Genomic DNA, 26012 nt, shown 5'->3' on the forward strand with positions numbered 1-26012 from the left:
AAACAAAACATATTATTTATCTGTTTGTTTTTGCTTCTTTTTCAAATACTCCGCACGCAATTGTTCAAGTTGCTGCTTTTTATCAAATTTGGCAGGCTTCTGTTTTTCATGAAACTTTGCCACAGCTACCTGACTTTTGGAATCTAATTGATATTTTCCCACTTTGTTCACCTACTTTTCTTGTCTTGAAAGAGAATCTATTCAATAAATATAATATACCTTATTTTACTGAAGTAAACCTTATTACTTTATTTCATCTGCTTTTTCTCGTTTGTAGACGTAAATTAAAACACCCTTTCACTGCATTACTGCAAGCAAGGGTGTTTTAATTGTAGTATTTTATTAGTCGATGGCCATGCCAACATAAGGGCCCTTTTTACTCTTTCCCATCCAATAAACGACCAAGTCCACCTAATACACTACCTTCACCAGTACTTTGCGCTGCTGGGCTTGTAAGGCGTGCTGCTAATCGGCTAAGTGTTAAGGACTGAATCCAAACTGTTCCAGGACCTTCTAATGTTGCGAAGAATAAACCCTCACCGCCAAATAGAGCTGTTTTTACTTTTCCAACGAATTCGATATCATAGTTAATATCCTTTGTCATGGCAACGAGACAACCTGTATCAATGCGAAGTTTCTCACCAGGTTTTAATTCACGTTTATATACAGTTCCGCCTGCGTGCATGAAAGCGAGGCCGTCACCTTCAAGTTTCTGCATGATGAAACCTTCACCACCGAAGAAACCAGTTCCTATTTTTTTTGTAAATTCAATTCCAATAGAAACACCTTTTGCGGCACAAAGAAAGGCATCTTTTTGACAAACGATTTTCCCTTGGTATTCTGTTAAATCTACAGGAATAATTTTACCAGGATAAGGAGCAGCAAATGAGACGTGGCGTTTGCCGTCCCCTGTATTTGTAAATACAGTCATAAACATGCTTTCACCTGTAACGAGACGTTTACCTGCTCCCATTAATTTTCCGAATAGACCGTTAGATGGGCCAGAACCATCACCGAAGATTGTCTCCATTTCGATGTAGTCTTCCATCATCATCATTGCGCCCGCTTCTGCGACAACGCTTTCCTTTGGGTCTAATTCAATTTCAACAAATTGCATATCATCGCCATATAACTTATATTCGATTTCATGTGCTTGCATTTTTTCACCTCATAAATATGTAGTAATTATATTGTACAGAAGTTAAAAGAATTAGAACACTATAGTTTTGTTAATTTTCGAATAAAAGTAGAATGAAAATTTAAGGTTATACTAGGATTATAAAAAATGATGGAATGAAAGTGTTCTCATTTGACGTTTTCGACATAGCATGATATAGTGAAAACACTATTGAGCTACATAATGTGGTACGGAAATAAAGCACGTTGTATTAAAGGCTATAAGCTTGTTATACATTCATGTCCTTTATATCCACCTTTTCATGTGGATTCATAGTTTCATTTTTATTTAGGAGGTACATGACATGCAAACAGGTAAAGTTAAATGGTTTAACGGCGAAAAAGGTTTTGGCTTCATCGAAGTTGAAGGCGGAGAAGACGTATTCGTACATTTCTCAGCTATCCAAGGCGACGGCTTCAAAACTTTAGAAGAAGGTCAAGAAGTTTCTTTCGAAATCGTTGAAGGAAACCGCGGACCACAAGCAGCTAACGTTACAAAAAACTAATTAGCTAGCGATAAAAAGCATTCCGATTTTCGGAATGCTTTTTTTTATTCTTTGGAACTAGATTCATTTGAAGATAATTCGCCCTTAAAGGTACGCTCTTCAAAGTCATCAAGCATTTGTTCATATTCTTCATGTTCCTCTGTAGCGAAAACTTGTGGGTTTTTCCCATATATATCCGTACCGATGAAGTTTTCGAAATCCTCCACGTAGCCTACGTTTTCTTCACTATTTACGTACATGCCATTATAGTTTTTTGAATCTTGTCTTTCTAAATCGGACGGCGTTTCAGACGTTCCGTAATTTGCGACATCTTGCCACGCATCTTCCGCATCGTACTCAACAGAATGGTCCTCATCATGCTTGTGGAAAGAAGGAGGCAACACTTCTTCTTCAACTGGTCGTGTATTCATATTTAACTTATTTGTCGCGTGCTGGATGCATGTTGTAGCAGTCGGCATTGCTTCTAATCTTTCAAATGGAATTTCTTCGCCAGACACTTCGCAAATGCCGTACGTACCCGCTTCAATTTTTTGCAGAGCATGTTTTGTATCATCTAGTTGTTTATGCCAAAATTCGATGAGTCCGAAATCTTTTTCTCGTTCGTATAATTCTGTAGCCATATCACCTGGATGGTTGTCATAGCTAGACAGTTCTCCTACTGAATCGCGTTCAGAAGCACGATCTGTATTTTCATGAGTTTGTATCGTTTGCTCTAGTTCTTGTTTTTGTTTTTCTAAAATGGATTTAAATTGACCTATTTGTTGTGGAGTTAACATAGTCGTCCACCTTCCTACAATTCAGTTTCTTTACATAGTATGAGCGTTGAGAGTAGGAATTATGAGGTGAATTTCAGATATGAAAAAGGAGCCGCATAAGCAGCTCCTTCTTACCCCGCTATTTGCCGGGCAGTAAAACTCCCACCTACAAATTAGGCTGGAGCAAAGAAGCTAGGTGAGAGATTAACTGCCCGTAAACGCCCGATTGGTGAGGGCTGATAATCAGTGGAAATGAACAACCCCTCCATTGATTAAAGTTTCACTTTATAGGAAATATCCAAGTAATAATCCGATTCCCATTAGGAAACCGAAGATTGTATTTGTTTTTGCTGTTGCAATCATCGCAGGTACCATTTCCATTGGAATGCTTTTGCCGATAAAGCCTTTCGTCGCTTTAAATGCTTTCGGTGCACTTAAAAATACGATAAGCATCCATGGTGATACGATGCCCACGATAATTAAAGCAATTGTCCAAATGTAGGAAACGATGAACATTGAAGCAAGTACACCAACAGCTCTTTCACGTCCAACGAGAATTGCTAACGTTTTACGACCGTTTTCTTTATCGCCATCCAAGTCACGAATATTATTAGCTAGTAAAATGGCACCAATTAAAATGGAGCTTGGAATAGATAGTAAAATGACTTCTGATGTTACAGTGCCAGTTTGAATAAAGAATGAAATCCCAATAATAATGACACCCATAAATAATCCGGCTGTCAACTCTCCAAATGGTGTATATGCAATTGGAAGTGGGCCACCTGTATAAAGGTAAGCAACGGCCATACAAACAAGACCGATTGCAGCAAGCCACCAACTAGAATTCATACAAATATAAACACCTAATAGTATTGCGATGCCGAAAAATCCAAATGCTAAGTTAAGCACTGTTTTTGGCTGAATGCCATCGCGAACGATAGCGCCGCCGATACCAACTGAACCTTCGTGATCAAGTCCTCTTTTATAATCAAAGTATTCATTAAACATGTTTGTTGCTGCTTGAATGAGAAGACAAGCAAGAAGCATCATAAGGAAAAGAGGAAGATGTATTTGATTTATACCTCCGACCTGCATCGAATATGCTGTTCCGATGAAAACAGGTACGAAAGCGGCTGTTAATGTATGGGGACGTAGTAAACTCCACCAGATGCGCCAGCCTGTTTGCTTACTTGGCTTTGGCGCCGTAGGAGAGGAATTCGTTTTGACGTTCATTTCCATGTTGAATCCTCCTTTGGTCACATATTGTACACAACTAAGTGTAGAAAAAGCATCATTTAGTGTCAACGTTTATTTTCTAGGAAGAGAAGGTGAATTTCTCAGAAATGCTAAACGTTGACAGGCCTTTCGTTTGAGGTGTATCTTAAAATCAAGCGTAATTATGACTATTTTTCGCCCATAGGGGGGAGACAATTGTGATTCAAACGAAACAAATAGGCTTGCAAGAAGCTCTTAGTGCAGCCATTAAGCGTGCAACTGATGAAAAAATATTGGTTAGCTTCGTAAAACAAATAGACTGGATGGATCCGCTTCTGTTTTATGCAGCAGGAAAAAGGATTGCATTCGAAAATAGATGTTATTTTGCAGACCCGGCTCAGCATGTAATATTTGCTGGAATTGGCTCTGTTTTCACTATAGCAACTGCTTCTCACAAACGCTTTCAAACTGCTCGTGACGAGTGGGATAAAGTAAAAGAGAAAGCATTTGTACAAAGAGAAAAATACGAATTTGGAACAGGTCCTCTTTTATTTGGTGGATTTTCATTTGACCAAGAAAAAGAGAAAACGGACTTATGGAAAGAATTTGATGATACGACATTTTCACTACCAGCATTTTTATTAACTGTAAAAAATGAAAAAGCATGGTTAACGATGAATACATTTGTCTCAGCAACAGATTGTGCAGAGACTCTTTCTAACGAAATGATTTCTTTAGAAGAGAAAATTTTTTGGGAGAGTAAATGTGCATTAGAAGGATCGAAATTAACAGTTACTTCTAAAGTAGAAGTGGATCCGAAAGGCTGGATGGAGGCCATTGAGAAAGTACAAGATGAAATGAAGCTGGGGAACGTGCAGAAGGTTGTATTAGCGAGGGAGTTAAAAGTAGAGATGGATCATCATATTGATTCTGCTCTTGTCTTAGAAGCACTTCGCATTGGGCAACCGGATTGTTACGTATTTTCTTTTGATTATAAAGGAGCATGCTTCTTAGGAGCGACGCCAGAGAGGTTAATTCGCAAAGAAGATGAGAAGTTTACTTCGATGTGTCTTGCTGGTTCAACTGGTCATGGTCAATCTATAGAAGAAAGTAAGCGAAATAGTAATGCGCTTCTTCATGATGAAAAGAATTTAGCTGAACACGGTTATGTTGTGAATATGATTAGGTCGGTATTAAATGAGCACTGCGAATCCGTTAATATTCCGGAAAGTCCGGGCTTATTAACAACGAAAAACTTAATTCATTTATATACGCCTGTAGAGGCAAAAGGCGATGCGAGTCTTTTAACAATGGTAGAAGAATTACATCCAACACCAGCTCTTGGCGGGACACCTCGTTTGGAAGCGATGAAACTGATTCGTGATGTTGAATTGTTAGACAGAGGATTATATGGCGCACCGATTGGCTGGATAGATGATGAAGGAAATGGTGAGTTTGCGGTTGCACTCCGCTGCGGGTTATTAAATGGCGAGAAAGCATCCTTATTTGCCGGTTGCGGGATTGTAATTGATTCTGTACCGCAACTTGAATATGAAGAAACAAGTTTGAAGTTTAGACCGATGCTTGGTGCTTTGGAGGAATTAATGAAATGAACAATCATATAGAAGCATTATCATATTATTTAGGCGCGTTCGTGGATGAACTGACGCGTCTAAATGTATGTGATGTTGTCATTAGTCCAGGCTCACGGTCAACGCCGATAGCTCTACTAATGGAACAACACGAAGGAATGAACACATATTTACATGTAGATGAAAGATCTGCAGGATTTTTTGCGCTCGGTATCGCAAAAGCGAAAAAACGTCCTGTTGCATTATTGTGTACATCAGGAACGGCAGCAGCTAATTACTATCCAGCTGTATGTGAAGCTTTTCATTCACGAGTGCCGCTTATCGTCTTAACGGCAGATAGACCGCATGAATTAAGAGATGTCGGTGCACCACAAGCGATGAATCAATTCAATTTATACGGTACATTTGTGAAGCAATTTACAGAGATGGCTCTTCCAGAAGCGAGTGAAGCGATGTATCATTACGCTCGCATGACAACGCAGCGTATGATAGCGAATGCTTGTTTAGCGCCGCAAGGACCTGTTCATCTTAATTTTCCAGTACGCGAACCGCTTATCCCGGATTTCTCATTAGAAGGTTTATGGGATAAAGGACGCGGGGAATATAAAGGAGTAGTTCAGCAAGGGAACGTGACGATGCCGAGTGAATATGTAGATTCGCTTGTAGGGCGCCTTTCACATATGGAGAAGGGGCTTATTATTTGTGGAGACGATAGTCATTCAGAACTCGCAGCATTTGCGGCAGAATTAGCTGAAAAAACTGGATATCCAATATTGGCAGATCCGCTTTCTAATATTCGTAGCGGACATCACGATAAAACGATGGTAATCGACTGTTATGATACATTTTTACGAAATGAACTGTTAAAAGAAACGTGGAAGCCAGAAGTTATGATTCGCTTTGGTGGTATGCCTGTTTCCAAATCATTAACGCAGTTCATAAAAAAACAAACGAGAGCAGTTCATATCGTTGTTGATGAATCTGGACAATGGAGAGATCCAGCTCTCGTTGCGACAGAAGTTGTCCAAGCAAATGATATTGTATTTTGCAGTGCATTAATAGAAAAAATGCCAGTTATGAAAAAGAATGATTGGTTCGGAATGTGGCAACATATAAACGAAAAAACGAAGGAAACGCTTCGTGAAATGGAAACATATGATACTGCATTTGAAGGGAAAGTTATTACGGATATTGTCCGCGTACTACCAGACGGGGCAACATTCTTTGCGAGTAATAGTATGCCAATTCGTGATACGGATTCATTCTTCTTCACATTGGATAAAAATATTCAAGTTATGGCAAACCGCGGTGTGAATGGGATTGATGGCATCATTTCGACAGCTTTAGGAGCGAGCATTATTTGCGATCCGCTCGTATTAGTGATCGGTGATTTATCCTTTTATCACGACTTAAATGGACTGTTAGCCGCGAAATTACATGAATTAAATATAACAATTGTCGTTGTAAATAATGACGGTGGCGGTATTTTCTCATTCTTACCACAGTATGAGAAAAAGGAACATTTCGAATCATTATTTGGAACACCAATTGGTCTTGATTATGAACACGTTGTTAAAATGTACGGTGGTTCATTTAGCCGTGTAAATGGTTGGGAAAGCTTCCGAGAAGAGGTACAAAAAGGAACGACTACAGAAGGTTTACACGTTGTGGAAATTTGTACGAACCGTGATGAAAACTTAATACTGCACCGGACATTATGGGCAAAAACGATGGACGTGATTACTACATCTTTACAAGGTGAATCGAAATGAACGTAACGCTGCAAGGTGTATCGTATGAATATGAAGTAGTCGGAAGCGGGGAACCACTTCTACTTCTTCATGGTTTTACGGGAAGCATGGAAACGTGGCGTTCTTTTATCCCTTCATGGAGCGAGCAGTTTCAAGTTATTGTAGTAGATCTTGTTGGGCATGGAAAAACAGAAAGTCCCGAAGATGTGAATCATTATGATATTCGAAATGCGGCATTGCAAATGAAAGAACTACTAGATTACCTTCATATTGAAAAAGCGCACGTACTTGGCTATTCAATGGGCGGTAGACTGGCGATTACTCTGGCATGTCTATATCCAGAGTATGTACATTCCCTTTTGTTAGAAAATTGTACAGCTGGGCTCAAAAGTGAAGATGAGAGAGAAGAACGTTGTGAAAAAGATGAGCGACTTGCCGATAAAATTGAGCGAGAAGGCATCGGAAATTTTGTATCGATGTGGGAAAATATTCCGCTATTTGAAACGCAAAAAAGTTTAGCAAAAAACGTACAAGAAGCAGTGCGAAAAGAACGACTTGCTAACAATCCAAAAGGACTTGCCAATAGCTTGCGCGGCATGGGAACAGGGGCTCAGCCTTCATGGTGGGATGAGCTACACAACTTGAAAATGCCTGTTCTTTTAATGAACGGGGAGCATGATGAAAAGTTCTTTCGCATATTAAAAAATATCGAAAAATGCGTCTCTGACGCGAAATTTGTCAAAATTGATGGTGCTGGCCATGCAATTCATGTGGAACAACCGGAAAAGTTTGATACAATAGTAAAGGGATTTCTAAAAACTATGCAGTGATGCTTTTTTATCTAAGAAGGAAGCTACACTTATAGAGGAGATCAGAAATATACAAGGAGGTAGTTGTAATGGCTATTGAATGGGTAAAAGAAGGCAATTACGAAGATATTATTTATTCAACATACAATGGTATCGCAAAGATTTCGATTAACCGTCCTGAAGTACATAACGCATTCCGTCCAAAAACGGTAATGGAGTTAATCAACGCTTTTGCACACGCTCGTGATGATGCAAATGTTGGCGTTATCATTTTAACAGGTGAAGGTGGACGTGCATTCTGTTCTGGCGGCGACCAAAAAGTTCGCGGTCATGGTGGATATGTAGGTGACGACCAAATCCCTCGTTTAAACGTATTAGATTTACAACGTCTAATTCGTGCAATTCCTAAACCAGTTATCGCAATGGTAGCAGGTTATGCAATCGGTGGTGGACACGTACTTCATATCGTATGTGACTTAACAATCGCTGCAGACAACGCTGTATTCGGACAAACAGGTCCTAAAGTAGGAAGCTTTGACGGTGGATACGGAGCTGGTTACCTAGCTCGTATGGTAGGCCACAAGAAAGCTCGCGAAATTTGGTACCTATGCCGTCAATATAGTGCACAAGAAGCGCTTGATATGGGCTTAGTAAACACAGTAGTACCATTAGAAGAACTTGAAGCAGAAACAGTACAATGGGCACAAGAAATCTTAGCAAACAGCCCAATGGCACTTCGTTTCCTAAAAGCTGCATTCAACGCAGACACAGACGGTCTAGCTGGTATTCAACAACTAGCTGGAGATGCAACGTTATTGTACTACACAACTGACGAAGCAAAAGAAGGTCGCGACGCGTTCAAAGAAAAACGCAGTCCGGACTTCGGTCAATTCTCTCGTTTCCCGTGATCAAAAGCGAAAGCGGCTCGCTTAGAATGTGAGGGGGATGGAGCTTCTGACGTAGAGGCGTTTTTTGCCTCGTAGGAAGAAGTGAAGCCACCGAACATTCTAGCCGATGTAGCTGGATGAAACCAAAAGCAGAAGCGGCTCGCATAGAACAAGAGGGCGTTGGAACTCCTGACATAGAGGCGCTTTTTGCCTCGTAGGAAGGCGTGAAACGACCGACTGTTCTAGCCGATGTAGCTGGATGAAATCAAAAGCGAAAGCAGCTCGTTCAGAATGTGAGGGGGATGGAGCTTCTGACGTAGAGGCGCTTTTTGCCTCGTAGGAAGAAGTGAAGCCACCAAACATTCTAGCTACTGTAGCTGGATGTTTTAAAAGCGGAGCCGACTGTTTAGCCTCGTAGGCTAAGGTTCTTTCGCACAGAAAGTGTACTTTACTTTCTCGTGCGGAAGGTTCTTAGACGGAAGGGGCTAGGAGGCGCAGCTAGATGAGATCAAACCGGAAACAAAACAACTAAGAGACTTGATGTCATATCAAGTCTCTTTCTTTCATGAAAGGAGAATGTATGATGGAGACGATGCCAAATTGGTTAAAGCAACGTGCATTTTTAACACCAGATCGCACTGCAATTGAAATAGAGGAAGAGAAAGTTACTTTCTTGCAGCTGCATGAAAAAGTAGTATCTGTTTGTGAACACCTCACGCATGTTGGAGTGAAGCGAGGGCAAAAGGTGGCTGTTCTGATGAAAAATGGTATGGAGATGATTACAGTTATTCACGCCCTATCTTACGTAGGTGCAGTAGCTGTACTTCTAAATACACGTCTTTCAAGAGAAGAGCTACTTTGGCAAATGGATGATGCTGAAGTTGTTTGTTTAGTGACGGATCAACAGTTTGATGCTAATGATGTTCCTGTCTATTCATTCGCTGAAGTGATGCATGGACTGAAGGTAGAAGCATCTATACAAGAAGAATTTTCTTTAGAAGAAGCGATGACAATTATTTATACGTCTGGGACGACTGGGAAACCGAAAGGCGTTATTTTAACGTACGGTAATCACTGGGCAAGCGCGGTAGGCTCTTCGCTTAATTTAGGGCTTCGTGATGATGATTGTTGGTTAGCCTGTATGCCGATGTTCCACGTTGGCGGGTTATCTCTTTTAATGAAAAATATTATGTACGGAATGCGCATTTTACTCGTTCCGAAATATGATGCTGACTTTATTCATAAAGCACTTCAAACGAGAGGCGTAACAATTATTTCTGTCGTTTCTAAAATGTTAACTGACTTATTAGAGAGACTTGGAGAAGAGACATATCCATCTTCTTTACGATGTATGTTACTTGGCGGAGGACCAGCGCCGAAACCGTTACTCGAAACATGTGTAGATAAAGGAATTCCTGTATATCAAACGTACGGTATGACAGAAACGTCGTCGCAAATTTGTACGTTATCCGCGGATTACATGTTAACGAAAGTAGGGTCTGCCGGGAAACCACTATTTCAGTGCCAACTTCGTATTGAAAAAGATGGTGTAGTAGTGCCGCCGTTAGTGGAAGGCGAGATCGTAGTAAAAGGACCGAACGTAACAGGCGGTTATTTTAACCGTGAAGATGCGACGCGCGAAACCATTCAAAATGGATGGCTTCATACTGGTGACCTCGGTTATTTAGACGAAGAAGGATTTTTATACGTATTAGATCGACGCAGTGATTTAATCATTTCTGGCGGAGAGAATATATATCCGGCCCAAATTGAAGAAGTGTTGCTTTCTCATCCGATGGTAGCAGAAGCAGGTGTCGTCGGTATGACTGACGATAAATGGGGACAAGTACCAGCTGCTTTTGTTGTAAAAAATGGGGAGGTAACAGAAGAAGAAATTATTCATTTTTGCGAGGAGAAATTAGCGAAATATAAAGTGCCGAAAAAAGCGTGTTTCTTAGAGGAATTACCACGAAATGCTTCGAAAAAATTGTTAAGACGAGAGCTAAGACAATTAGTGGAGGAGATGTAGTGGAAATAAAAAAAGCGACACTGTATATAACGGAAATGCCACTCGTAATCCCGTTTGCTGCGAGCTACGGGACTTACGAAAAGCGTGAGAGTATTGTTATTGAATTAGAGGATACAGACGGGTACATCGGATTTGGGGAAGTCGTTGCATTTTCTGAACCGTGGTATACGGAAGAAACGGTGAAGACAGCACTACATGTACTGCAAGACTTTTTGTTACCTGATTTATTAAAGGCTGAAATTTCTCATCCGAATGAGGTACCGGGTCTATTTCAACATATAAAAAGAAACCGAATGGCAAAAGCCGGAATAGAGGGGGCTATTTGGGATTTATATGCGAAGCGTCAAAAGAAATCGCTAGCGACAGTTCTTGGAGGAGCTAGCCCTGAAATTGAAGTCGGCGTTGTAATTGGGATCAATACGATTCCGGTTATGTTAAAACAAATCGAGAAGTACGCAGAAGAAGGGTACGAGCGTTTTAAAGTGAAAATAAAGCCAGAGCATGATTACGAATTATTGAAAGAGATTCGTAAAGAGTTCCCGCACATCCCGTTAATGGCTGATGCAAATTCAGCGTATACATTAGCGGATACAGAGAAACTGAAACGACTAGATGAATTTCAATTGATGATGATTGAGCAACCGCTAGCAGATTACGATTTTCTCGATCATGCACAGCTGCAGAAGAAGATTGAAACGCCAATTTGTCTAGACGAAAGTATCCATAGTTTAGAAGACGCACGCGTTGCGATTACACTTGGTAGTTGCCGCATCGTTAACATTAAACCAGGACGATTGGGTGGATTAACAGAGTCAATCCAAATCCATAATTATTGTATGGAGCATAACATACCAGTTTGGTGCGGCGGTATGGTAGAGATGGGGATTTCACGAGCGCAAAATGTGGCCCTTGCCTCATTGCCGAACTTTACGATTCCTGGCGATATATCTGCTTCTAGTAGACATTGGGAGAGGGATATTATTTCACCGGAAGTGATGCTTGAGGGCGGGAAAGTGACGGTACCACAAAGCGTTGAAGCTGAGTATGAAGTAGACCGCGGAAGGCTGGCGGAAATCACGAAGCAGCGGATTGTGTTTGAACGGTAAATGGAAGTTTCATTAGGATGCCCGCAAGTAGCGAGAGGATTTTGTCGTTCATTGTCGGTAAGTCGATATATTTCAATAATCGCTGATATAATTTTATTTACCAAGGTTACTGTAACGAGTAGCCTTTTCGTATTGTACAAATTGGATAGACTAGTTTACAATCGAGCGTATAAAAATGGAATGAAAAAGGGGGAGTAAAATGAAGCGCATTTCAATTTTAATAGCTGATGATGAGGCGGAAATTGCTGACTTAATTGAGATACATTTAGAAAAAGAAGGGTACCATGTTGTGAAAGCAGCGGATGGGGAAGAGGCGGTTCATATTATTGAAGCGCAGCCAATCGACTTGGTAGTTTTAGATATTATGATGCCGAAAATGGATGGTTATGAGGTGACGCGTCAAATTCGCGCGAAACATCATATGCCAATTATTTTTTTAAGCGCGAAAACTTCGGACTTTGATAAGGTGACAGGTCTTGTACTAGGTGCGGATGATTATATGACGAAGCCTTTCACACCGATAGAATTAGTTGCACGTGTAAATGCACAACTGCGTAGGTTTTTTACGTTAAATCAACCGAAAGTAGCGGAGAGTAAATCTGCTTTAGAAATAGGCGGAGTCGTAATTAATCCTGAGCGCAGGACGGTTGATGTGTATGGTGAGCAAATTGAATTAACGCCGAAAGAGTTCGATATTTTATATTTATTAGCGAGTCATCCGAAGAAAGTATACAATGTGGAAAATATTTTTCAGCACGTATGGGCGGATGATTATTATGAAGGTGGAAATACAGTAATGGTACATATTCGTACTTTGCGGAAGAAACTTGGAGAAGATAAAAGAAAGGATAAATTAATAAAAACAGTGTGGGGAGTAGGTTATACTTTCAATGGCTAATATGATGAAAAGTTTTCGATTTAAAATGATTGCCTTATTTGCGTTAAGTATGGTGCTTGCAGCAACTGTAACTTATATAATTTATAAAGGATTGCAGCTGTATTATAAAACAATGGTTCGCTACGAAGAGCCTTTAGCACAATTTAGGTCAATGGTAAGGGAATTTGGAGACATTAACTTCTTTTTAATTTTCTTTATTCCGTTGTCTATTATCTTTTTCTTCTTTTTGACAAAACCGTATTTAAAATACTTTGATGAAATTTCTAATGGGATTCATCATCTTGCGAACGGTAACTTTACGAATAAAGTTCAAGTTTCATCAAATGATGAGTTTGGAAATATCGCGCGTGAAATAAATGTTGCAAGTGAAAAGTTAAAAGAAGCTGTTGAAAGAGGAGATTTTGCTGAAAGTAGTAAAGATCAGCTTGTTGTAAATTTAGCTCATGATTTAAGAACGCCATTAACATCCGTGTTAGGATATTTAGATTTAATTCTTAAAGATGAAAATTTAACAAAAGAACAAATTAAACATTTCTCCACAATTGCATATACAAAATCGCAAAGACTGGAAAGTTTAATTGATGAGCTATTTGAAATTACACGTATGAATTATGGCATGCTAAAGCTGGATAAAAAGCCGATTGATATAAGTGAGTTACTTATACAGTTAGAGGAGGAATTGTATCCGTTATTAGAAAAACATCATTTAGAAGCTAGATTGAATGTGGACCCTCATTTACCGATGCACGGTGATGGAAAATTGTTAGCTAGAGTATTTGAAAACTTGTTAACAAATGCCGTTCGTTACGGATATGATGGGCAATTTGTTGATATGAATGGGTATGTTGATAATAGAGAAGTTGTCGTACAAATTATGAATTATGGAGATAGCATTCCAGAAGAAGATTTACCGTATCTTTTTGATATGTTTTACACAGGTGATAAAGCGAGAACTGAGAACCGTGGCGGGACAGGCCTTGGACTATTCATTGCGAAAAATATTGTCGAGCAGCATAATGGTACGATTTCTGCTGAAAGCAATGTAGTTAGAACGATATTTGAAGTACGATTGCCAAAAGACGAGAATGTAACAATTTAATAAAAATTTAAACTTTACCCCACTTTTTATTTTAATAGTTTTTTCTATTCTATACGTAAGTTACGTTAAGGAGGAACTAGAAATGAAAAAGTGGGTATTTATTTCTTTTTTTATAGCATGCACAGTATGTGTAGGCGTTTATATATCACCTTTATTTCAAAAGGAAATCGATGTTAAAATTGTCGGGAAAGATGAGCTAGTAAAGGCGGCAAACACTGAGAGGAAAGAGATTACGAAGGAACAAATTTATAAGGGTGATTTATTATTAGTTAACAGGGATTATCCAGTAAAAAAAGATAGTATTAGGTCTGATATTATAAATATAAATCATAATAGTGAATTAGTAAGAGGCTATGTAATATTTGATAGAAATCTTCGTTTATCAAAGGATGTTGTGAAAAAGTTTTTGAACGTTGTCGATGCGGCTGGAAAAGAAAGTGTTAACCATTTTTTGATTAGTAGTGGTTATAGAGATTTCCAAGAGCAAAAACAGCTATATGAAAAAATGGGATCTGATTATGCACTTCCAGCAGGATACAGTGAACATAATTTAGGATTATCACTGGACATTGGGTCTACTCAAAAAAAAATGGAGAAAGCGCCTGAAGGAAAATGGATTGAAGAGAACGTATGGAAGCATGGCTTTGTATTACGTTATCCGAAAAATAAAAGTAACATTACTGGAATTCAATATGAGCCATGGCATATCCGTTATGTCGGCCTACCTCATAGCGCAATTATGCAAAAAAAGAATTTTACACTAGAGGAATATTTAGAGTTTTTAAAAGAGGAAAAAGAGGTTTCAACTGAAGTAGAAGGTAAGAAATATACTGTTTCTTATTATAAAGTTTCTGAGAATACGAAAGTGAACGTTCCAGCAAACAAGCAGTATGAAATTTCCGGTAACAATATGGATGGGGTTATTGTGACGGTTCAGGAATAGAGAAAAAGGCTGTGCCATTTGGGACAGCCTTTTCTTATATAAGAAAGGAATTGACGTTTTTTGTCGGTAAATCGATATTCCTTGTCGAATCGTTGATATATTTTGAGTTACGATAGATATAATTAAAAAATCGTTGATATATTGTAAGTTATGATAGATATATTCGAAAAATCGTTGATATAATTTCCTGTACTATCAACATTTTGGAGGAGCATCTTTTTATGTAACTACTCAGCCACTTGTCGGCGTCTTTTTTATTTTACTAGTTTCATATGCCCTCTATCTGTAAATACTGAGTATATCAAACAGTGTGGAGGTGATAGTATGGTCGATCGAAAAGTCATTTTAACGGCCTATAAAAAAGGTCCTGAAGCTGTTATTTCTTTATTTGAAGAAACATTCTCTAAATCTGAAAGACGTATAGAAGAATTAGAAAATCGTTCTAAAAAAAACTCCAAAAATAGTCATAAACCGCCTTCTACAGATGGTTTGTGTAAACCGGTTACCAAAAGTTTGCGCAAACCGTCTAATCGTCAAACAGGTGGCCAGTTGGGCCATAAAGGACATACTCTTGGTTTGACAACGGCTCTAGACCATACAATTACCTATTCTCCTACGCATTGTACGTGTTGTAACACGTCCTTACACAACGAACCTGTGAAAGGATACCGCATTCGCCAAGTATATGATTTACCACCTATCCAGATAGAAGTAACGGAACACAAAGTAGAACAAAAAGAATGCCCTCATTGTCATACTATCCAAGAATCCCAGTTTCCTTCTACAGTGTCTCGTTCTGTACAATATGGTCCGCATATAAAAAGACTGATTCCTTATTTAACACATTATCAGTGTATTTCTTTGCAACGAACAAAAGAATTCTTTCAAGACTGTTTTGGCCATTCTATCAGCGAAGGAACCCTAGTCAATCATACAAAAGCTTTCGCTTCTCAACTGCAGCCTTTTGTACAGGAAGCCAAAGAAAAGATTCTTCAGTCTTCGGTTGTTCATTTTGATGAAACAGGTATGCGAGTAGAAGGTAAAACACAGTGGTTACATACTGCCAGTACACCGGAGGTGACATTGCAACATATTCATGCAAAACGTGGAAAAGAAGCCATGGATGCGGGTGAAATACTGCCTTCTTTTTCTGGAATTGCGATGCATGATGGTTGGAAGCCATATGATGTGTTTACAGATTGTCGACACGTTTTATGTAATGCCCATCTCTTACGAGATCTGCAAGGAATTATAGATAGTACCGGAGAAAAATGGGCCAAACACATGCAGGAGTTTCTCTCGGAAGCTTTGCATCAAAAAAAACAATACAAAGGAATTCTGCCAAAAGTAGAACAAAAGAAGCTGGTTACCATTTATCAATCCATATTGAAAGAAAAGGAGTTGCTTTCTTCAGACTCAAAAAAGAAAAGAAAACAGACGCCTGCTCAAAATTTATGGAATCGCTTCGTCAAATATGATGACAGAATTCTAGCATTCTTAGAACATCCAGACGTTCCATTTGATAACAATCAAGCGGAACGAGATATTCGAATGACGAAAGTGAAACAGAAAGTATCTGGGACTTTCCGAAGTAAGGAAGGCGCAGAATCTTTTTGTCAGATACGAAGCTTTATGAGTACCATGAAAAAACAAAAACAATCTGTGTTACAAGCGATAGGCCAGGTTATAGAAACCGGAACGGTTCCGTGGAATTGCACAATTTCATAAGAGAAATTCTCTATTTGATCTAGATTATTTCTCTTATTGGAGTCTTTTCTTTTTCATGTTTTCGAATGGAAAACATGTATTTGGCATGCCTTGTTTCCTAACTAAGCTGAGTAGTTACCTTTTTATTTACTTTTAAACATTATAACGTTATATTTACTTCTCCCTTTTTTTGTGTTACGCTAAGCGTGTGAAAGAGATATAAAAAATGAAACTTAAATGTAAGCGTATTCTTATGGCTTCTTATAGAAAAGGGTGGAAATACAATGACAGAACGATTCGTACTACGTAATGTGAAACGTGTGAACGGGGAAGAGATTGACATTGTAATTGAAAATAACAAAATCGCACAGGTGACGAAAGCTGGTGCTGGCGAGGGTGGAAAGGTTCTTGATTACTCTGGTACTTACGTATCGAGTGGTTGGATTGATTTGCACGTTCATGCTTTTCCAGAGTTTGATCCGTATGGCGATGAGGTGGATGAAATTGGCGTTAAGCAAGGGGTAACGACAATTGTTGATGCGGGTAGTTGCGGTGCTGATCGCATTGCAGATTTAGTAAAAAGTAGAGAGCAGGCAAAGACAAATTTATTTGCCTTTTTAAATATTTCTCGCATCGGTTTGAAACGAATTGATGAATTATCCAATATGGAATGGATAGATAAAGAGAAAGTGATAGAAGCAGTAGAAAAGTATAAAGATGTAATCGTTGGGTTAAAGGCGAGAATGAGTAAAAGTGTCGTTTGTGATAGTGGAATTGAACCGCTGCATGTAGCGCGCGCTTTATCTCGAGAAACATCATTACCGATTATGGTACATATCGGTTCAGCGCCTCCTCGCATTGAGGAAGTTGTACCTCTTTTAGAAAAAGATGATGTCATTACACATTATTTAAACGGGAAAGAAAATAATTTATTTGATGAAGAAGGTAAACCACTACCTGTGTTACTAGATGCAGTGAATCGCGGTGTGCATTTAGATGTTGGTCACGGTAACGCTAGTTTTTCTTTTAAAGTAGCAGAAGCAGCGAAGCGTTACGGTATTGCCTTTCGTACAATTAGTACAGATATTTACCGGAAGAACCGTATACACGGTCCAGTTTACAGTATGGCTCACGTTCTTTCGAAATTCCTTTACTTAGGTTATCCGCTAGAAGAAGTGATTGATGCGGTTACGAAAAATGCAGCAGAATGGCTTAAGAAACCAGAGCTTGGCCGCATTCAAGAAGGAGATATTGCAAACTTAACTTTATTTACGGTGAAAGATGAGAAGGTTACGTTAATTGATTCAGAAGGGGATCAGCGCATTGCTGAAAGAAGAATTGATACAAAAGGGGTTGTAATTAATGGGTCATTCATTGAATGCTAAGTACGGATTAAAAAGAGTGATTAATGCGAGCGGTAGAATGAGTATTTTAGGTGTATCCGCTCCGGCAAATACAGTGATGGATGCGATGAAACATGGTGGACAAAATTATGTAGAAATTGCTGATTTAGTAGATAAAGCAGGAGACCATATTGCGAGAATTCTAGATTCAGAGGCAGCAGTTGTTGTAAATTCAGCATCAAGCGGAATTGCGCTTTCTATCGCTGGTATCGTTACGGAAGGAAATCGCCGTAAAAGTGAAAGACTTCATCAAGAAGTAATCGCGAAAAACGAAGTGATTATGTTAAAAGGTCATAACGTTCAATACGGTGCACCTGTTGAAACGATGATTTACTTAGGCGGCGGTAAACTCGTTGAAGTTGGCTATGCAAATGAAGGGAAAGCAGAGCATATTGAAGATGCAATTGGTGAAAATACAGCAGCGATTCTGTATGTGAAATCACATCATGCAGTGCAAAAAAATATGATTTCTGTTGAAGAAGCATGGGAAGTTGCGCAGCGAAATAACGTACCGCTTATCGTGGATGCAGCAGCTGAAGGAGATATTCAAAAATATGTGAAGTATTCAGATCTTGCCATTTATAGCGGTTCAAAGGCGATTGAAGGGCCTACTTCTGGTATTGTTGGCGGGAAACGAAAATACATCGAGTGGCTGAAAGTACAATTACATTGCATCGGAAGAAGTATGAAAGTTGGGAAAGAGACGACTTTCGGTTTACTTCAAGCGCTTGATGAGTACGGAGTAAAAGAAGATAAGAGCGAGCAAGAAAAAGAGCTATTACAAGTACTTATGCCGCTAAAAGAATTAAATGGTGTAAATGTAACGATCGTTCAAGATGAAGCAGGAAGAGCAATCTTTAGAGCTCGTATTCATATTAACGAGAAAGAGTTAAACAAATCAGCAAAAGAAGTTGTGACTGCATTACGCGAAGGGGAAATCGCCATTTATACACGTGATTACGGAGTAAGACAAGGATTCTTTGATATTGATCCACGTCCACTTCAAGGTGATGACATACATGTGATTGAAGAAAAATTGAGAGAAATCGTAGGGGGAAACTAAAATGACAAACATTCAAAAACGTTTTTATAAAGGCCACGTAGCATTAAATGTATTAGCAAACAATATAGAAAATGCAAAAGATATTTTTGAAGCAGCAGAAGGTTATGTAGTAGTGGGAGTGTTATCAAAAGACTACCCAACAGTAGAAGAAGCTGTTACAGCTATGAAAGCATACGGAAAAGAAATTGATGACGCTGTATCAATCGGACTAGGCGCAGGAGATAATCGCCAAGCAGCAGTTGTAGCTGAAATTGCGAAGCATTATCCTGGTAGCCATATTAACCAAGTGTTCCCTTCAGTTGGAGCAACGCGAGCAAATCTCGGCGAAAAGGATAGCTGGATTAATAGTTTAGTATCACCAACAGGAAAAGTAGGTTACGTAAATATTTCTACTGGCCCAATTAGTGCGGCTGGAGAAGAAAAAGCAATCGTTCCAATTAAAACAGCGATCGCACTTGTACGTGATATGGGTGGAAATTCATTGAAATACTTCCCGATGAAAGGGCTAGCTCACGAAGAAGAATATCGCGCAGTTGCGAAAGCTTGTGCAGAAGAAGGATTCGCATTAGAGCCAACAGGTGGAATTGATAAAGAAAACTTTGAAACAATTGTACGTATTGCGCTTGAGGCAAATGTAGAGCAAGTTATCCCGCACGTATACTCTTCTATTATTGATAAAGAAACTGGTAATACGAAAGTAGAAGATGTTCGTGAATTATTAGCAGTCGTGAAAAAGCTAGTTGATCAATATGCGTAAGAAAATTGCAGCGTTCGGTGAAGTAATGATGCGCCTGCAAGTACCTGGATATGAATTGTTGTCGCAAGCTAACACGTTAAATTACTCATTTTCAGGTACAGGTGTGAACGTTGTAGCGGCACTTTCTCACTTAGGGCATGAAGGGCTTCTTATTTCAACTTTACCGGAAAATTCGGTTGGAGATGCAGCTGTATCTTACATTCAAAAGTTAGGGATTCAAACTTCTCTTGTTTCAAGAGGTGGTAAATATGTAGGTATGTATTTTTTAGAAAATGGATTCGGTGCACGTGCAAGCCGCGTTACATATTCGAATCGATTAGAAAGTAGCTTCAATACGGCATGTGAAGAAATGTATCAATTTGAAGAAATCGCAAAGGAAATTGATATCGTTCATTTTTGCGGTATTACACTTGCAATGAATGATACTGTGCGTCATCATATGAAATCTTTAGCGAGAGCAGTTAAAGAAAACGGAGGAACCGTCGTTTTTGATTGTAATTATCGTCCCTCACTTTGGGGAGAAGACGGATATGAACAGGCAAAACCGCATTATGAAGAAATGCTAGGGCTTGCTAATATCGTTATGATGAATGAAAAAGATGCGATGTTCGTTCTTGGGATGAAAACAGAAGAGATGGAGCGTGAGGCGCAGCTGCTGGATCTCATTCCAAAGGTAGCTGAAACGTATCATATTGCTACAATCGCTGGTACTCATCGCTCTATTAACAGTGATAATACACATTCGCTTCGCGGGTTTATATGTAAAGATGGATCGTTCACTTTTGCAAAAACACTTACGTTTTCTGTATATGATAGAATAGGTGCTGGAGATGCTTATACGAGCGGAATTATTCATGGCGAGATAAAAGAGTTCGCACCAGAGAAAGCTGTTTCATTTGCGTCAGCAGCTGGAATGCTAGCACATACAATCGTCGGTGATACGCCAATGTCATCAGAGAAAGATATACTTCGGGCAATGACGGCATCAGTAGGTGATGTAGAAAGGTAGTGGGTGTAACAGTGAACGTAACGAGGAAAAAAGGACCATTATATTTACAAATAAAAAATATTATTCGTGATCGCATATTACATGGTGTATATGCGATTCATACGAATATTCCTTCAGAACCGCAATTAGAGGAAGAGTTCAAAGTTAGCAAGATTACAGTACGAAATGCCATTAAAGAACTCGCTCAAGAAGGATACTTGGAAAAAAAAAGCGGTAAAGGAACGAAAGTAATTCGTAATACTTCGGCGACAAAGTTGTCAAAGGGTAAGAAATTTACAGAAGTGTTAGTGGAAGAAGGATATAAAGTACAGAAGAAATTGCTAAAAGCAGAAGTCGTACATAATGAGGAAGGAACAGTGCCATTTCGATTATTCGGGAAAGAGAGTTTCCGTATCGAACGTTTATATACGTTAAATGATGCACCGTACATTCATTATACGCACTATTTCTCAGCAGGAATGGCAAGTACAGATTTATCGGACTTTGATTTACAATCGCTTTATGATTTAGTTGAAGACCGAGGCATACATTTAGAAAACTTCAGAGATGAATTCGCGGTTGGACTTGCGCCTAATTTCGTTGCAGAAGCGCTAGGTGAAAAAGAGGGGACAGCGTTATTAAAACGTATGCGCTATTCTTATGATGAAGTTGGCGAAGTAATTGAATATAGCGAAGGCTACTACAATACAGAAATGCAGCATTATGTAGTGAATTATGACGTATAAAAAGAGGGGATGTTCCCTCTTTTTTTATAAAGTAAAACTTTAATTAGTGGAGGAGGGCATCACCCACTAATTATTAGCCCACACCAATCGGGATAAAAGTAAGGAGAATGAGAGATGGATATATACTTATTAATCGTCACGTTACTTGCGATCACAATTGTTATTTTAGGGGTATCATGGTGGAAATGGCATGCATTTATTAGTTTAACAGTTGCGAGTTTGTTTTTAGCTATTATGTCTGGACTGAACTTAACGAAAATAGTGGCTGCCTATGAAACTGGTGTTGGTAGTGTACTAGGACATTTAGTTGGTATTTTGGCACTTGGAACTATATTAGGGAAAATGATGTCTGATTCAGGGGCAGGCATGCAAGTTGCAGATTTCTTTATTCGATTTTTCGGCGTAAAAAAATTACCTTGGGCTATGTTATTTGCAGGGTTTGTTATAGGGATTCCTGTCTTTTTTGAAGTAGGGATCGTCATTTTATTACCACTTGTTATTTCCATTCGAAAAACGACGAAGCAAAATATATTATTAATTGCGTTACCTGTTATTGCGGGATTATCTATCGTACATGGGCTAGTACCACCACATCCAGGTGCCATGACAGCAATCGGTATTTATAACGCGAACTTAGGAAAGGTACTTTTATATTCATTACTTATCGCGTTACCAACGGCTATTATAGCAGGGCCAATATTTGCAAAGTGGGTACATAAGAGGGTTATACCGGAAAATGAACCGGAGCTTGTTCGAGTTACGACAGTATCAACTGATTTGCCAAGTCGTAAAGTATCATTCTTTATTATTTTATTACCAGTTGTATTGATGATTTTATCAGTAGTTGCACCATATATTTCATTACCGAAAAAGTTAACTGAATTTTTTGTTTTTATAGGGAGTCCAGTAATCGCTTTACTTATTTCATGTTTCGCAGCATTTTATTTACTTGGAATAAGACAAGGAATTAATAAAAAGATAATTAAAAAATTAACGGATGAAAGTTTATTACCGGTCGGCTCCATTATCTTAATTATTGGTGCAGGCGGTGGATTTAAACAAATATTAATTGAAAGCGGCGTTGGAACGGCTATTGCACAAATGGCAGAACATATTTCGTTATCACCAATTGTATTAGCTTTCATGGTAGCTGGATTAATTCGAATTGCAACAGGTTCAGCGACAGTCGCACTAACGACAGCAGCAGGAATTGTTTCACCGGTTATTCAGCACATGTCTGGTGTGAATTTAGAGCTTCTCGTTATTGCAACCGGTGCAGGTTCATTAATGTTTTCTCACGTAAATGATGCAGGCTTCTGGCTTGTAAAAGAGTATTTAGGATTAACGGTGAAGGAAACATTTAAAACGTGGACGGTGCTGGAAACATTGTTGTCATTTATTGCATTCGGTTTTGCTCTTTTGTTGAATATGTTTCTTTAAAAGATACCTGAATAGGTATCTTTTTTTTGATTAAGCCCAATTGCTAAAACAAGCCCGTTTTTAGGTAAGCCAAGCTTCCTATTCGCCCTGAAAACATAATATAAATGGAATCCCCTCATTTAGAACAAGAGGAACTTGTTATGAATGATACTAAAGGAGGAATAGGGTAATGAGCGAAAAGTGTGAACACAGACATGATGATTGTAACCGCAGAAATGGTTGCGGAGGCGGTTTTGCGCTTCTAATCGTATTGTTTATTTTATTAATTATCATCGGTGCTAGCTGCTTCGGCGGAGGCGGCTCTTGTGGATACGGTGGTTACGGCGGTTATGCTGGCGGCTATGGTGGATATTGCTGCTAATTAAAAACTATTGAAAATGGCCTTGTGCAATACGCACAAGGCCATTTTATTCATATTTTTATATGCTGTGATAATTTATTAATGTACAGAGAACGGATTAAGAAGAAGAAAATGATCTCGATAATCCCGAAAAAGGTGAGTACGATACATGTCTCTTTTAGTAAGGAGAAAGAAAACATGCTTTGTAAAAACTTAACCGCAAATAACGTGTGAACACCAGCAACGATGTAAGGAACAAAAAATAAAATTCCTAATTGAATGGTTGCAGAGCGAAACATTTCTAATTCAGTTAAGCCAAGTTTTGTAATCGTAATATACTTTTGTCTTTCAGTTGTTAAGTCATTATACATACGGAAATATAAGACACTAGCCGCACCGATAAAGAAGATAAAACCAAGAAATGCCCAAATAAAGAATTGAGCAACTGCATTTCCTTTACCGTAAATGAGTTCATCCGTAGCCGTATGTATGAAGAAAGGAACTTGAGCGTTCTCTTCTGTATGCTTTTTGTAGAACTCACGTGCATCACCACTAATAACACGTAACATATTTTTGGTTGGAACTATTGCATTTTCCCAGTTTTCTACGAAGTAGTTATAGATTACGGTTGTCTCAATATGAGGAATCATATTATCAAATACATAATCTTGTACGACAGCTAAATGTGGGAATGCAAAGGATGGTTCGATTCCCTTATTAATAAACCCTTTAATATGAAATTCTTTTTTATTAGACCCGAGTGTAATCGTATTTTGCTTTGCAAATGGATTAGATACGAGATCGAGAAGTTCTGGTGAGTGCCGAGAAATAATATAAACTTCTGTAGAATCGATTGTTATTTCCGGTCTTTTCAATTGTTTAGCAATTGCGTTATAATCACTCATCTTCATAAGCATAATATCTTCTTTGGAAGCTGTATCTTTTAATACTGTAAACTTATATTTTTTGTACTGAAAATTACTAGTTGTAAGCTCCGTTTCAATTGTAGAAATATGCTTTTGTTCAAGGGAATTGTCACCTTCTGATGTATAAGTGAAGGGGACGGGATATCGCTCTAGTACTGATGCCTTCGTATTGTTATTAGCGGCGAATAACCCAATAATAATTGTAAATGCAAGTGCAGATAGCATAGAAACGATAAAGAGTACGTTAATATTACTACGGGTACGAGCAACTAAGTCCGAAATCCATAACATATTTATTTGTTTCAAATAAAACTTTCTACGCTTCTTTAAAATATAGATAAAAAGAAGAAATGTTTGTGAAAAGAATAAATATGTCCCGACTACTACGAGCGGTAAAATAGATAACATAATAAAAAAGACAGATCCATTTTGCACATTTTTTTCCGTTACGTAGCCTCGCGGATAACCAGCGATATAATAGCATAGCCCTAAACAAATTAAAGCAAATAAAGAGATGAGTATAGATGGTCTTTTTTCAGCTGGTATTTTCTTGTTCCCTTTAATAAGGTGGGCTGTTTTTCGAGTACGAATAAACATTGGTGTAAACGTAGAAACGATTAAAAATAAAATGATAAACGTTACGGTTGTCACGATAATCGCTTCTGTTGGCCAATATAAATAGAGACCTTTAGCACTTGTTAATTTCGAAGTGACTAATAAGAAAAAGTTAGAAAATACAAGGCCACCTTGAATGCCGATAAAGATAGATAATATCCCGATTATCATATTTTCAGTAAATAACAGTCTTTTTAATTGTCGCTGTGAGATACCGAGAATTGTGAGTATCCCGAATTGCTGCTTCCGTACATTTAAAAATGTTCCAATTGAATATAAGAGAAAGAAGAACGAGAACATAACAATCACAAGCTGTGCTGTACTAGCTAAGTTCATTAGAGGATCACGTTCTTGAAAGTTTTGTACACTCTGTAACCGCGGGTGATACGCGTATACAGTAAATGAAAAGAAAACCATGATAGAAAAGGCACTACTGACAAAGTAGGCGAAATATGCTTTCGAATTACGCGAGACATTTTTAAATGCGAATTGCCAAAATGTCATCCACGTCTTCCTCCTAATAACGCTAGAACATCTAATATTTCTTGATAAAATTTCTCGCGATATAATCCGCGGTGTAGTTCGTTGTAAAGCTCGCCATCTTTAATGAAAATGACGCGGTTACAATAACTTGCTGCAAACGGATCGTGCGTAACCATTAAAATCGTTGCATCTTCTTCTTTATTTAATTTCGTAAATAGCTCCATTACGTCAATTGCTGCTTTTGAATCTAAGTTCCCTGTTGGTTCATCAGCAAGTAGAAGTGAGGGATGATGGATAACAGCACGTGCTACTGCGGTACGCTGTGCTTGTCCTCCAGAAACTTCAAAAATACGTTTGTCCAAAATATGATCAATTCCAAGCTTTTTTGAAATGTTATCAAGCTTTTCATCCATTTCTTTTAACGGAACATTATCTAATGTTAAAGGTAGTACGATATTTTCACCGATTGTTAGTGTATCTAGTAGATTAAAATTTTGGAAAACAAATCCTAACTCTTGGCGGCGGAAAATGGCTAACTTCTCTCTACGAAATGTGTGCGGTTTTTTTCCATTAATAACGACATCACCAGAAGTAGGGGAATCAATTGTAGAAATAACGTTTAAAAACGTAGATTTACCGCTACCAGATGGCCCCATGATAGCAACAAATTCACCTTTATCTACGTGTAAATTTATATTTTTTAAAGCGGTATGAGGTACTTTTCCCTCATACACTTTTGAGACGTTTTTTATGTGTAATACTTCTTCCATAATAATCA

The 26012-nt window shown here is 38.5% G+C and carries 24 protein-coding genes; 18 read left to right on the forward strand and 6 right to left on the reverse strand.

Translation table 11 applies throughout. From position 1 onward, the window contains the following. Positions 1 to 12: 12 nt before the first annotated feature. The gene (locus MHI28_RS22580) at positions 13 to 162 is read right to left on the reverse strand and encodes a hypothetical protein (protein ID WP_000521642.1); all 150 of its coding nucleotides are present in this window, start codon (positions 160 to 162) and stop codon (positions 13 to 15) included. 214 nt (positions 163 to 376) lie between these two features. Further along, positions 377 to 1159 (reverse strand): TIGR00266 family protein, encoded by a 783-nt coding sequence (locus tag MHI28_RS22585; protein WP_001147842.1) that lies wholly within the window; start codon positions 1157 to 1159, stop codon positions 377 to 379. A 322-nt stretch (positions 1160 to 1481) separates the two neighbouring features. On the opposite strand from MHI28_RS22585, the gene cspD reads away from it, so the two are divergent. Then, positions 1482 to 1682 (forward strand): cold-shock protein CspD, encoded by a 201-nt coding sequence (gene cspD / locus MHI28_RS22590; RefSeq protein ID WP_001193052.1) that lies wholly within the window; start codon positions 1482 to 1484, stop codon positions 1680 to 1682. Between the two features lie 44 nt (positions 1683 to 1726). Here the strand turns inward: cspD and MHI28_RS22595 are convergent, their stop codons facing one another. Both MHI28_RS22595 and MHI28_RS22600 read right to left on the reverse strand, forming a co-directional pair. Further along, on the reverse strand, positions 1727 to 2458 hold the full coding sequence (locus tag MHI28_RS22595) for a yteA family sporulation protein (RefSeq protein WP_086413568.1): 732 nt from the start codon (positions 2456 to 2458) through the stop codon (positions 1727 to 1729). A 264-nt stretch (positions 2459 to 2722) separates the two neighbouring features. Next, positions 2723 to 3676, reverse strand: a complete 954-nt coding sequence (locus tag MHI28_RS22600) for a 1,4-dihydroxy-2-naphthoate polyprenyltransferase (protein WP_000425770.1) — start codon at positions 3674 to 3676, stop codon at positions 2723 to 2725. 194 nt (positions 3677 to 3870) lie between these two features. On the opposite strand from MHI28_RS22600, the gene MHI28_RS22605 reads away from it, so the two are divergent. The 17 genes from MHI28_RS22605 to MHI28_RS22685 all read left to right on the forward strand — a co-directional run bounded on the left by MHI28_RS22605 (position 3871) and on the right by MHI28_RS22685 (position 23231). Further along, positions 3871 to 5265 carry an isochorismate synthase gene (locus MHI28_RS22605; RefSeq protein WP_000616702.1) on the forward strand — a complete coding sequence of 465 codons (1395 nt, stop codon included), beginning with the start codon at positions 3871 to 3873 and terminating at the stop codon, positions 5263 to 5265. Beyond that, positions 5262 to 7016, forward strand: coding sequence for a 2-succinyl-5-enolpyruvyl-6-hydroxy-3-cyclohexene-1-carboxylic-acid synthase (gene menD / locus MHI28_RS22610; RefSeq protein ID WP_001059210.1), 1755 nt, complete (start codon positions 5262 to 5264; stop codon positions 7014 to 7016). Before MHI28_RS22605 ends, menD begins: the two co-directional genes overlap by 4 nt. Continuing rightward, positions 7013 to 7825, forward strand: a complete 813-nt coding sequence (menH, locus tag MHI28_RS22615) for a 2-succinyl-6-hydroxy-2,4-cyclohexadiene-1-carboxylate synthase (protein ID WP_001103353.1) — start codon at positions 7013 to 7015, stop codon at positions 7823 to 7825. Before menD ends, menH begins: the two co-directional genes overlap by 4 nt. Before the next feature lie 68 nt (positions 7826 to 7893). Next, positions 7894 to 8712 carry a 1,4-dihydroxy-2-naphthoyl-CoA synthase gene (gene menB, locus MHI28_RS22620; RefSeq protein WP_340828302.1) on the forward strand — a complete coding sequence of 273 codons (819 nt, stop codon included), beginning with the start codon at positions 7894 to 7896 and terminating at the stop codon, positions 8710 to 8712. A 562-nt stretch (positions 8713 to 9274) separates the two neighbouring features. Beyond that, entirely contained in the window at positions 9275 to 10720 is a 1446-nt protein-coding gene (locus tag MHI28_RS22625) for an o-succinylbenzoate--CoA ligase (protein WP_000449539.1), read from the forward strand. Beyond that, complete coding sequence (gene menC / locus MHI28_RS22630; RefSeq protein ID WP_000403312.1) at positions 10720 to 11826, forward strand: o-succinylbenzoate synthase; 1107 nt, start codon at positions 10720 to 10722, stop codon at positions 11824 to 11826. The genes MHI28_RS22625 and menC overlap by 1 nt, the downstream gene beginning before the upstream one ends. Positions 11827 to 12025: 199 nt before the next feature. After that, a complete protein-coding gene (locus MHI28_RS22635; RefSeq protein WP_000822507.1) occupies positions 12026 to 12724 on the forward strand; it encodes a response regulator transcription factor in 699 nt (232 codons plus the stop codon). After that, positions 12717 to 13823: a sensor histidine kinase gene (locus MHI28_RS22640; RefSeq protein ID WP_000002603.1), complete on the forward strand. Its 1107-nt coding sequence runs from the start codon at positions 12717 to 12719 to the stop codon at positions 13821 to 13823. The genes MHI28_RS22635 and MHI28_RS22640 overlap by 8 nt, the downstream gene beginning before the upstream one ends. An 82-nt stretch (positions 13824 to 13905) precedes the next feature. Continuing rightward, positions 13906 to 14766, forward strand: coding sequence for a D-Ala-D-Ala carboxypeptidase VanY (locus MHI28_RS22645; RefSeq protein WP_000759400.1), 861 nt, complete (start codon positions 13906 to 13908; stop codon positions 14764 to 14766). Positions 14767 to 15090: 324 nt separating this feature from the next. Continuing rightward, a complete protein-coding gene (tnpC, locus tag MHI28_RS22650; RefSeq protein WP_100909799.1) occupies positions 15091 to 16494 on the forward strand; it encodes an IS66 family transposase in 1404 nt (467 codons plus the stop codon). Positions 16495 to 16757: 263 nt separating this feature from the next. Continuing rightward, entirely contained in the window at positions 16758 to 17858 is a 1101-nt protein-coding gene (locus MHI28_RS22655; protein ID WP_000139946.1) for an amidohydrolase/deacetylase family metallohydrolase, read from the forward strand. Further along, positions 17836 to 18939, forward strand: coding sequence for a DgaE family pyridoxal phosphate-dependent ammonia lyase (locus tag MHI28_RS22660; RefSeq protein WP_000510079.1), 1104 nt, complete (start codon positions 17836 to 17838; stop codon positions 18937 to 18939). The genes MHI28_RS22655 and MHI28_RS22660 overlap by 23 nt, the downstream gene beginning before the upstream one ends. A gap of 1 nt (position 18940) precedes the next feature. Next, complete coding sequence (gene dagF, locus MHI28_RS22665; protein ID WP_000181897.1) at positions 18941 to 19696, forward strand: 2-dehydro-3-deoxy-phosphogluconate aldolase; 756 nt, start codon at positions 18941 to 18943, stop codon at positions 19694 to 19696. Continuing rightward, positions 19689 to 20705: a sugar kinase gene (locus tag MHI28_RS22670; RefSeq protein WP_001227513.1), complete on the forward strand. Its 1017-nt coding sequence runs from the start codon at positions 19689 to 19691 to the stop codon at positions 20703 to 20705. Before dagF ends, MHI28_RS22670 begins: the two co-directional genes overlap by 8 nt. After that, the gene (locus MHI28_RS22675; RefSeq protein ID WP_000539288.1) at positions 20705 to 21430 is read left to right on the forward strand and encodes a GntR family transcriptional regulator; all 726 of its coding nucleotides are present in this window, start codon (positions 20705 to 20707) and stop codon (positions 21428 to 21430) included. Before MHI28_RS22670 ends, MHI28_RS22675 begins: the two co-directional genes overlap by 1 nt. A gap of 114 nt (positions 21431 to 21544) precedes the next feature. Beyond that, positions 21545 to 22870 (forward strand): gluconate permease GntP, encoded by a 1326-nt coding sequence (gntP, locus tag MHI28_RS22680; protein ID WP_000356192.1) that lies wholly within the window; start codon positions 21545 to 21547, stop codon positions 22868 to 22870. 169 nt (positions 22871 to 23039) lie between these two features. Beyond that, positions 23040 to 23231, forward strand: a complete 192-nt coding sequence (locus MHI28_RS22685; protein ID WP_001290406.1) for a YjcZ family sporulation protein — start codon at positions 23040 to 23042, stop codon at positions 23229 to 23231. A gap of 50 nt (positions 23232 to 23281) precedes the next feature. On the opposite strand, the gene MHI28_RS22690 is transcribed toward MHI28_RS22685, so the two are convergent. Further along, positions 23282 to 25255, reverse strand: coding sequence for an FtsX-like permease family protein (locus tag MHI28_RS22690; RefSeq protein ID WP_000144936.1), 1974 nt, complete (start codon positions 25253 to 25255; stop codon positions 23282 to 23284). After that, complete coding sequence (locus MHI28_RS22695; protein ID WP_000393250.1) at positions 25252 to 26004, reverse strand: ABC transporter ATP-binding protein; 753 nt, start codon at positions 26002 to 26004, stop codon at positions 25252 to 25254. The genes MHI28_RS22690 and MHI28_RS22695 overlap by 4 nt, the downstream gene beginning before the upstream one ends. Positions 26005 to 26012 lie beyond the last annotated feature (8 nt).

The organism is Bacillus sp. FSL K6-0268, from assembly GCF_038005425.1.
GTDB lineage: Bacteria > Bacillota > Bacilli > Bacillales > Bacillaceae_G > Bacillus_A > Bacillus_A thuringiensis_S.

What these genes read in the sequence shown, in the direction of transcription:
- MHI28_RS22660 (WP_000510079.1), top strand. Translation starts at nt 17,836, where the DNA reads ATGGGTCATTCATTGAATGCTAAGTACGGATTAAAAAGAGTGATTAAT.
- MHI28_RS22585 (WP_001147842.1), bottom strand. Translation starts at nt 1,159, where the DNA reads ATGCAAGCACATGAAATCGAATATAAGTTATATGGCGATGATATGCAA.
- menB (WP_340828302.1), top strand. Translation starts at nt 7,894, where the DNA reads ATGGCTATTGAATGGGTAAAAGAAGGCAATTACGAAGATATTATTTAT.
- gntP (WP_000356192.1), top strand. Translation starts at nt 21,545, where the DNA reads ATGGATATATACTTATTAATCGTCACGTTACTTGCGATCACAATTGTT.
- MHI28_RS22670 (WP_001227513.1), top strand. Translation starts at nt 19,689, where the DNA reads ATGCGTAAGAAAATTGCAGCGTTCGGTGAAGTAATGATGCGCCTGCAA.
- MHI28_RS22600 (WP_000425770.1), bottom strand. Translation starts at nt 3,676, where the DNA reads ATGGAAATGAACGTCAAAACGAATTCCTCTCCTACGGCGCCAAAGCCA.
- MHI28_RS22635 (WP_000822507.1), top strand. Translation starts at nt 12,026, where the DNA reads ATGAAGCGCATTTCAATTTTAATAGCTGATGATGAGGCGGAAATTGCT.
- MHI28_RS22695 (WP_000393250.1), bottom strand. Translation starts at nt 26,004, where the DNA reads ATGGAAGAAGTATTACACATAAAAAACGTCTCAAAAGTGTATGAGGGA.
- tnpC (WP_100909799.1), top strand. Translation starts at nt 15,091, where the DNA reads ATGGTCGATCGAAAAGTCATTTTAACGGCCTATAAAAAAGGTCCTGAA.
- MHI28_RS22685 (WP_001290406.1), top strand. Translation starts at nt 23,040, where the DNA reads ATGAGCGAAAAGTGTGAACACAGACATGATGATTGTAACCGCAGAAAT.
- menH (WP_001103353.1), top strand. Translation starts at nt 7,013, where the DNA reads ATGAACGTAACGCTGCAAGGTGTATCGTATGAATATGAAGTAGTCGGA.
- menD (WP_001059210.1), top strand. Translation starts at nt 5,262, where the DNA reads ATGAACAATCATATAGAAGCATTATCATATTATTTAGGCGCGTTCGTG.
- MHI28_RS22625 (WP_000449539.1), top strand. Translation starts at nt 9,275, where the DNA reads ATGGAGACGATGCCAAATTGGTTAAAGCAACGTGCATTTTTAACACCA.
- dagF (WP_000181897.1), top strand. Translation starts at nt 18,941, where the DNA reads ATGACAAACATTCAAAAACGTTTTTATAAAGGCCACGTAGCATTAAAT.
- cspD (WP_001193052.1), top strand. Translation starts at nt 1,482, where the DNA reads ATGCAAACAGGTAAAGTTAAATGGTTTAACGGCGAAAAAGGTTTTGGC.
- MHI28_RS22655 (WP_000139946.1), top strand. Translation starts at nt 16,758, where the DNA reads ATGACAGAACGATTCGTACTACGTAATGTGAAACGTGTGAACGGGGAA.
- MHI28_RS22645 (WP_000759400.1), top strand. Translation starts at nt 13,906, where the DNA reads ATGAAAAAGTGGGTATTTATTTCTTTTTTTATAGCATGCACAGTATGT.
- MHI28_RS22640 (WP_000002603.1), top strand. Translation starts at nt 12,717, where the DNA reads ATGGCTAATATGATGAAAAGTTTTCGATTTAAAATGATTGCCTTATTT.
- MHI28_RS22690 (WP_000144936.1), bottom strand. Translation starts at nt 25,255, where the DNA reads ATGACATTTTGGCAATTCGCATTTAAAAATGTCTCGCGTAATTCGAAA.
- MHI28_RS22595 (WP_086413568.1), bottom strand. Translation starts at nt 2,458, where the DNA reads ATGTTAACTCCACAACAAATAGGTCAATTTAAATCCATTTTAGAAAAA.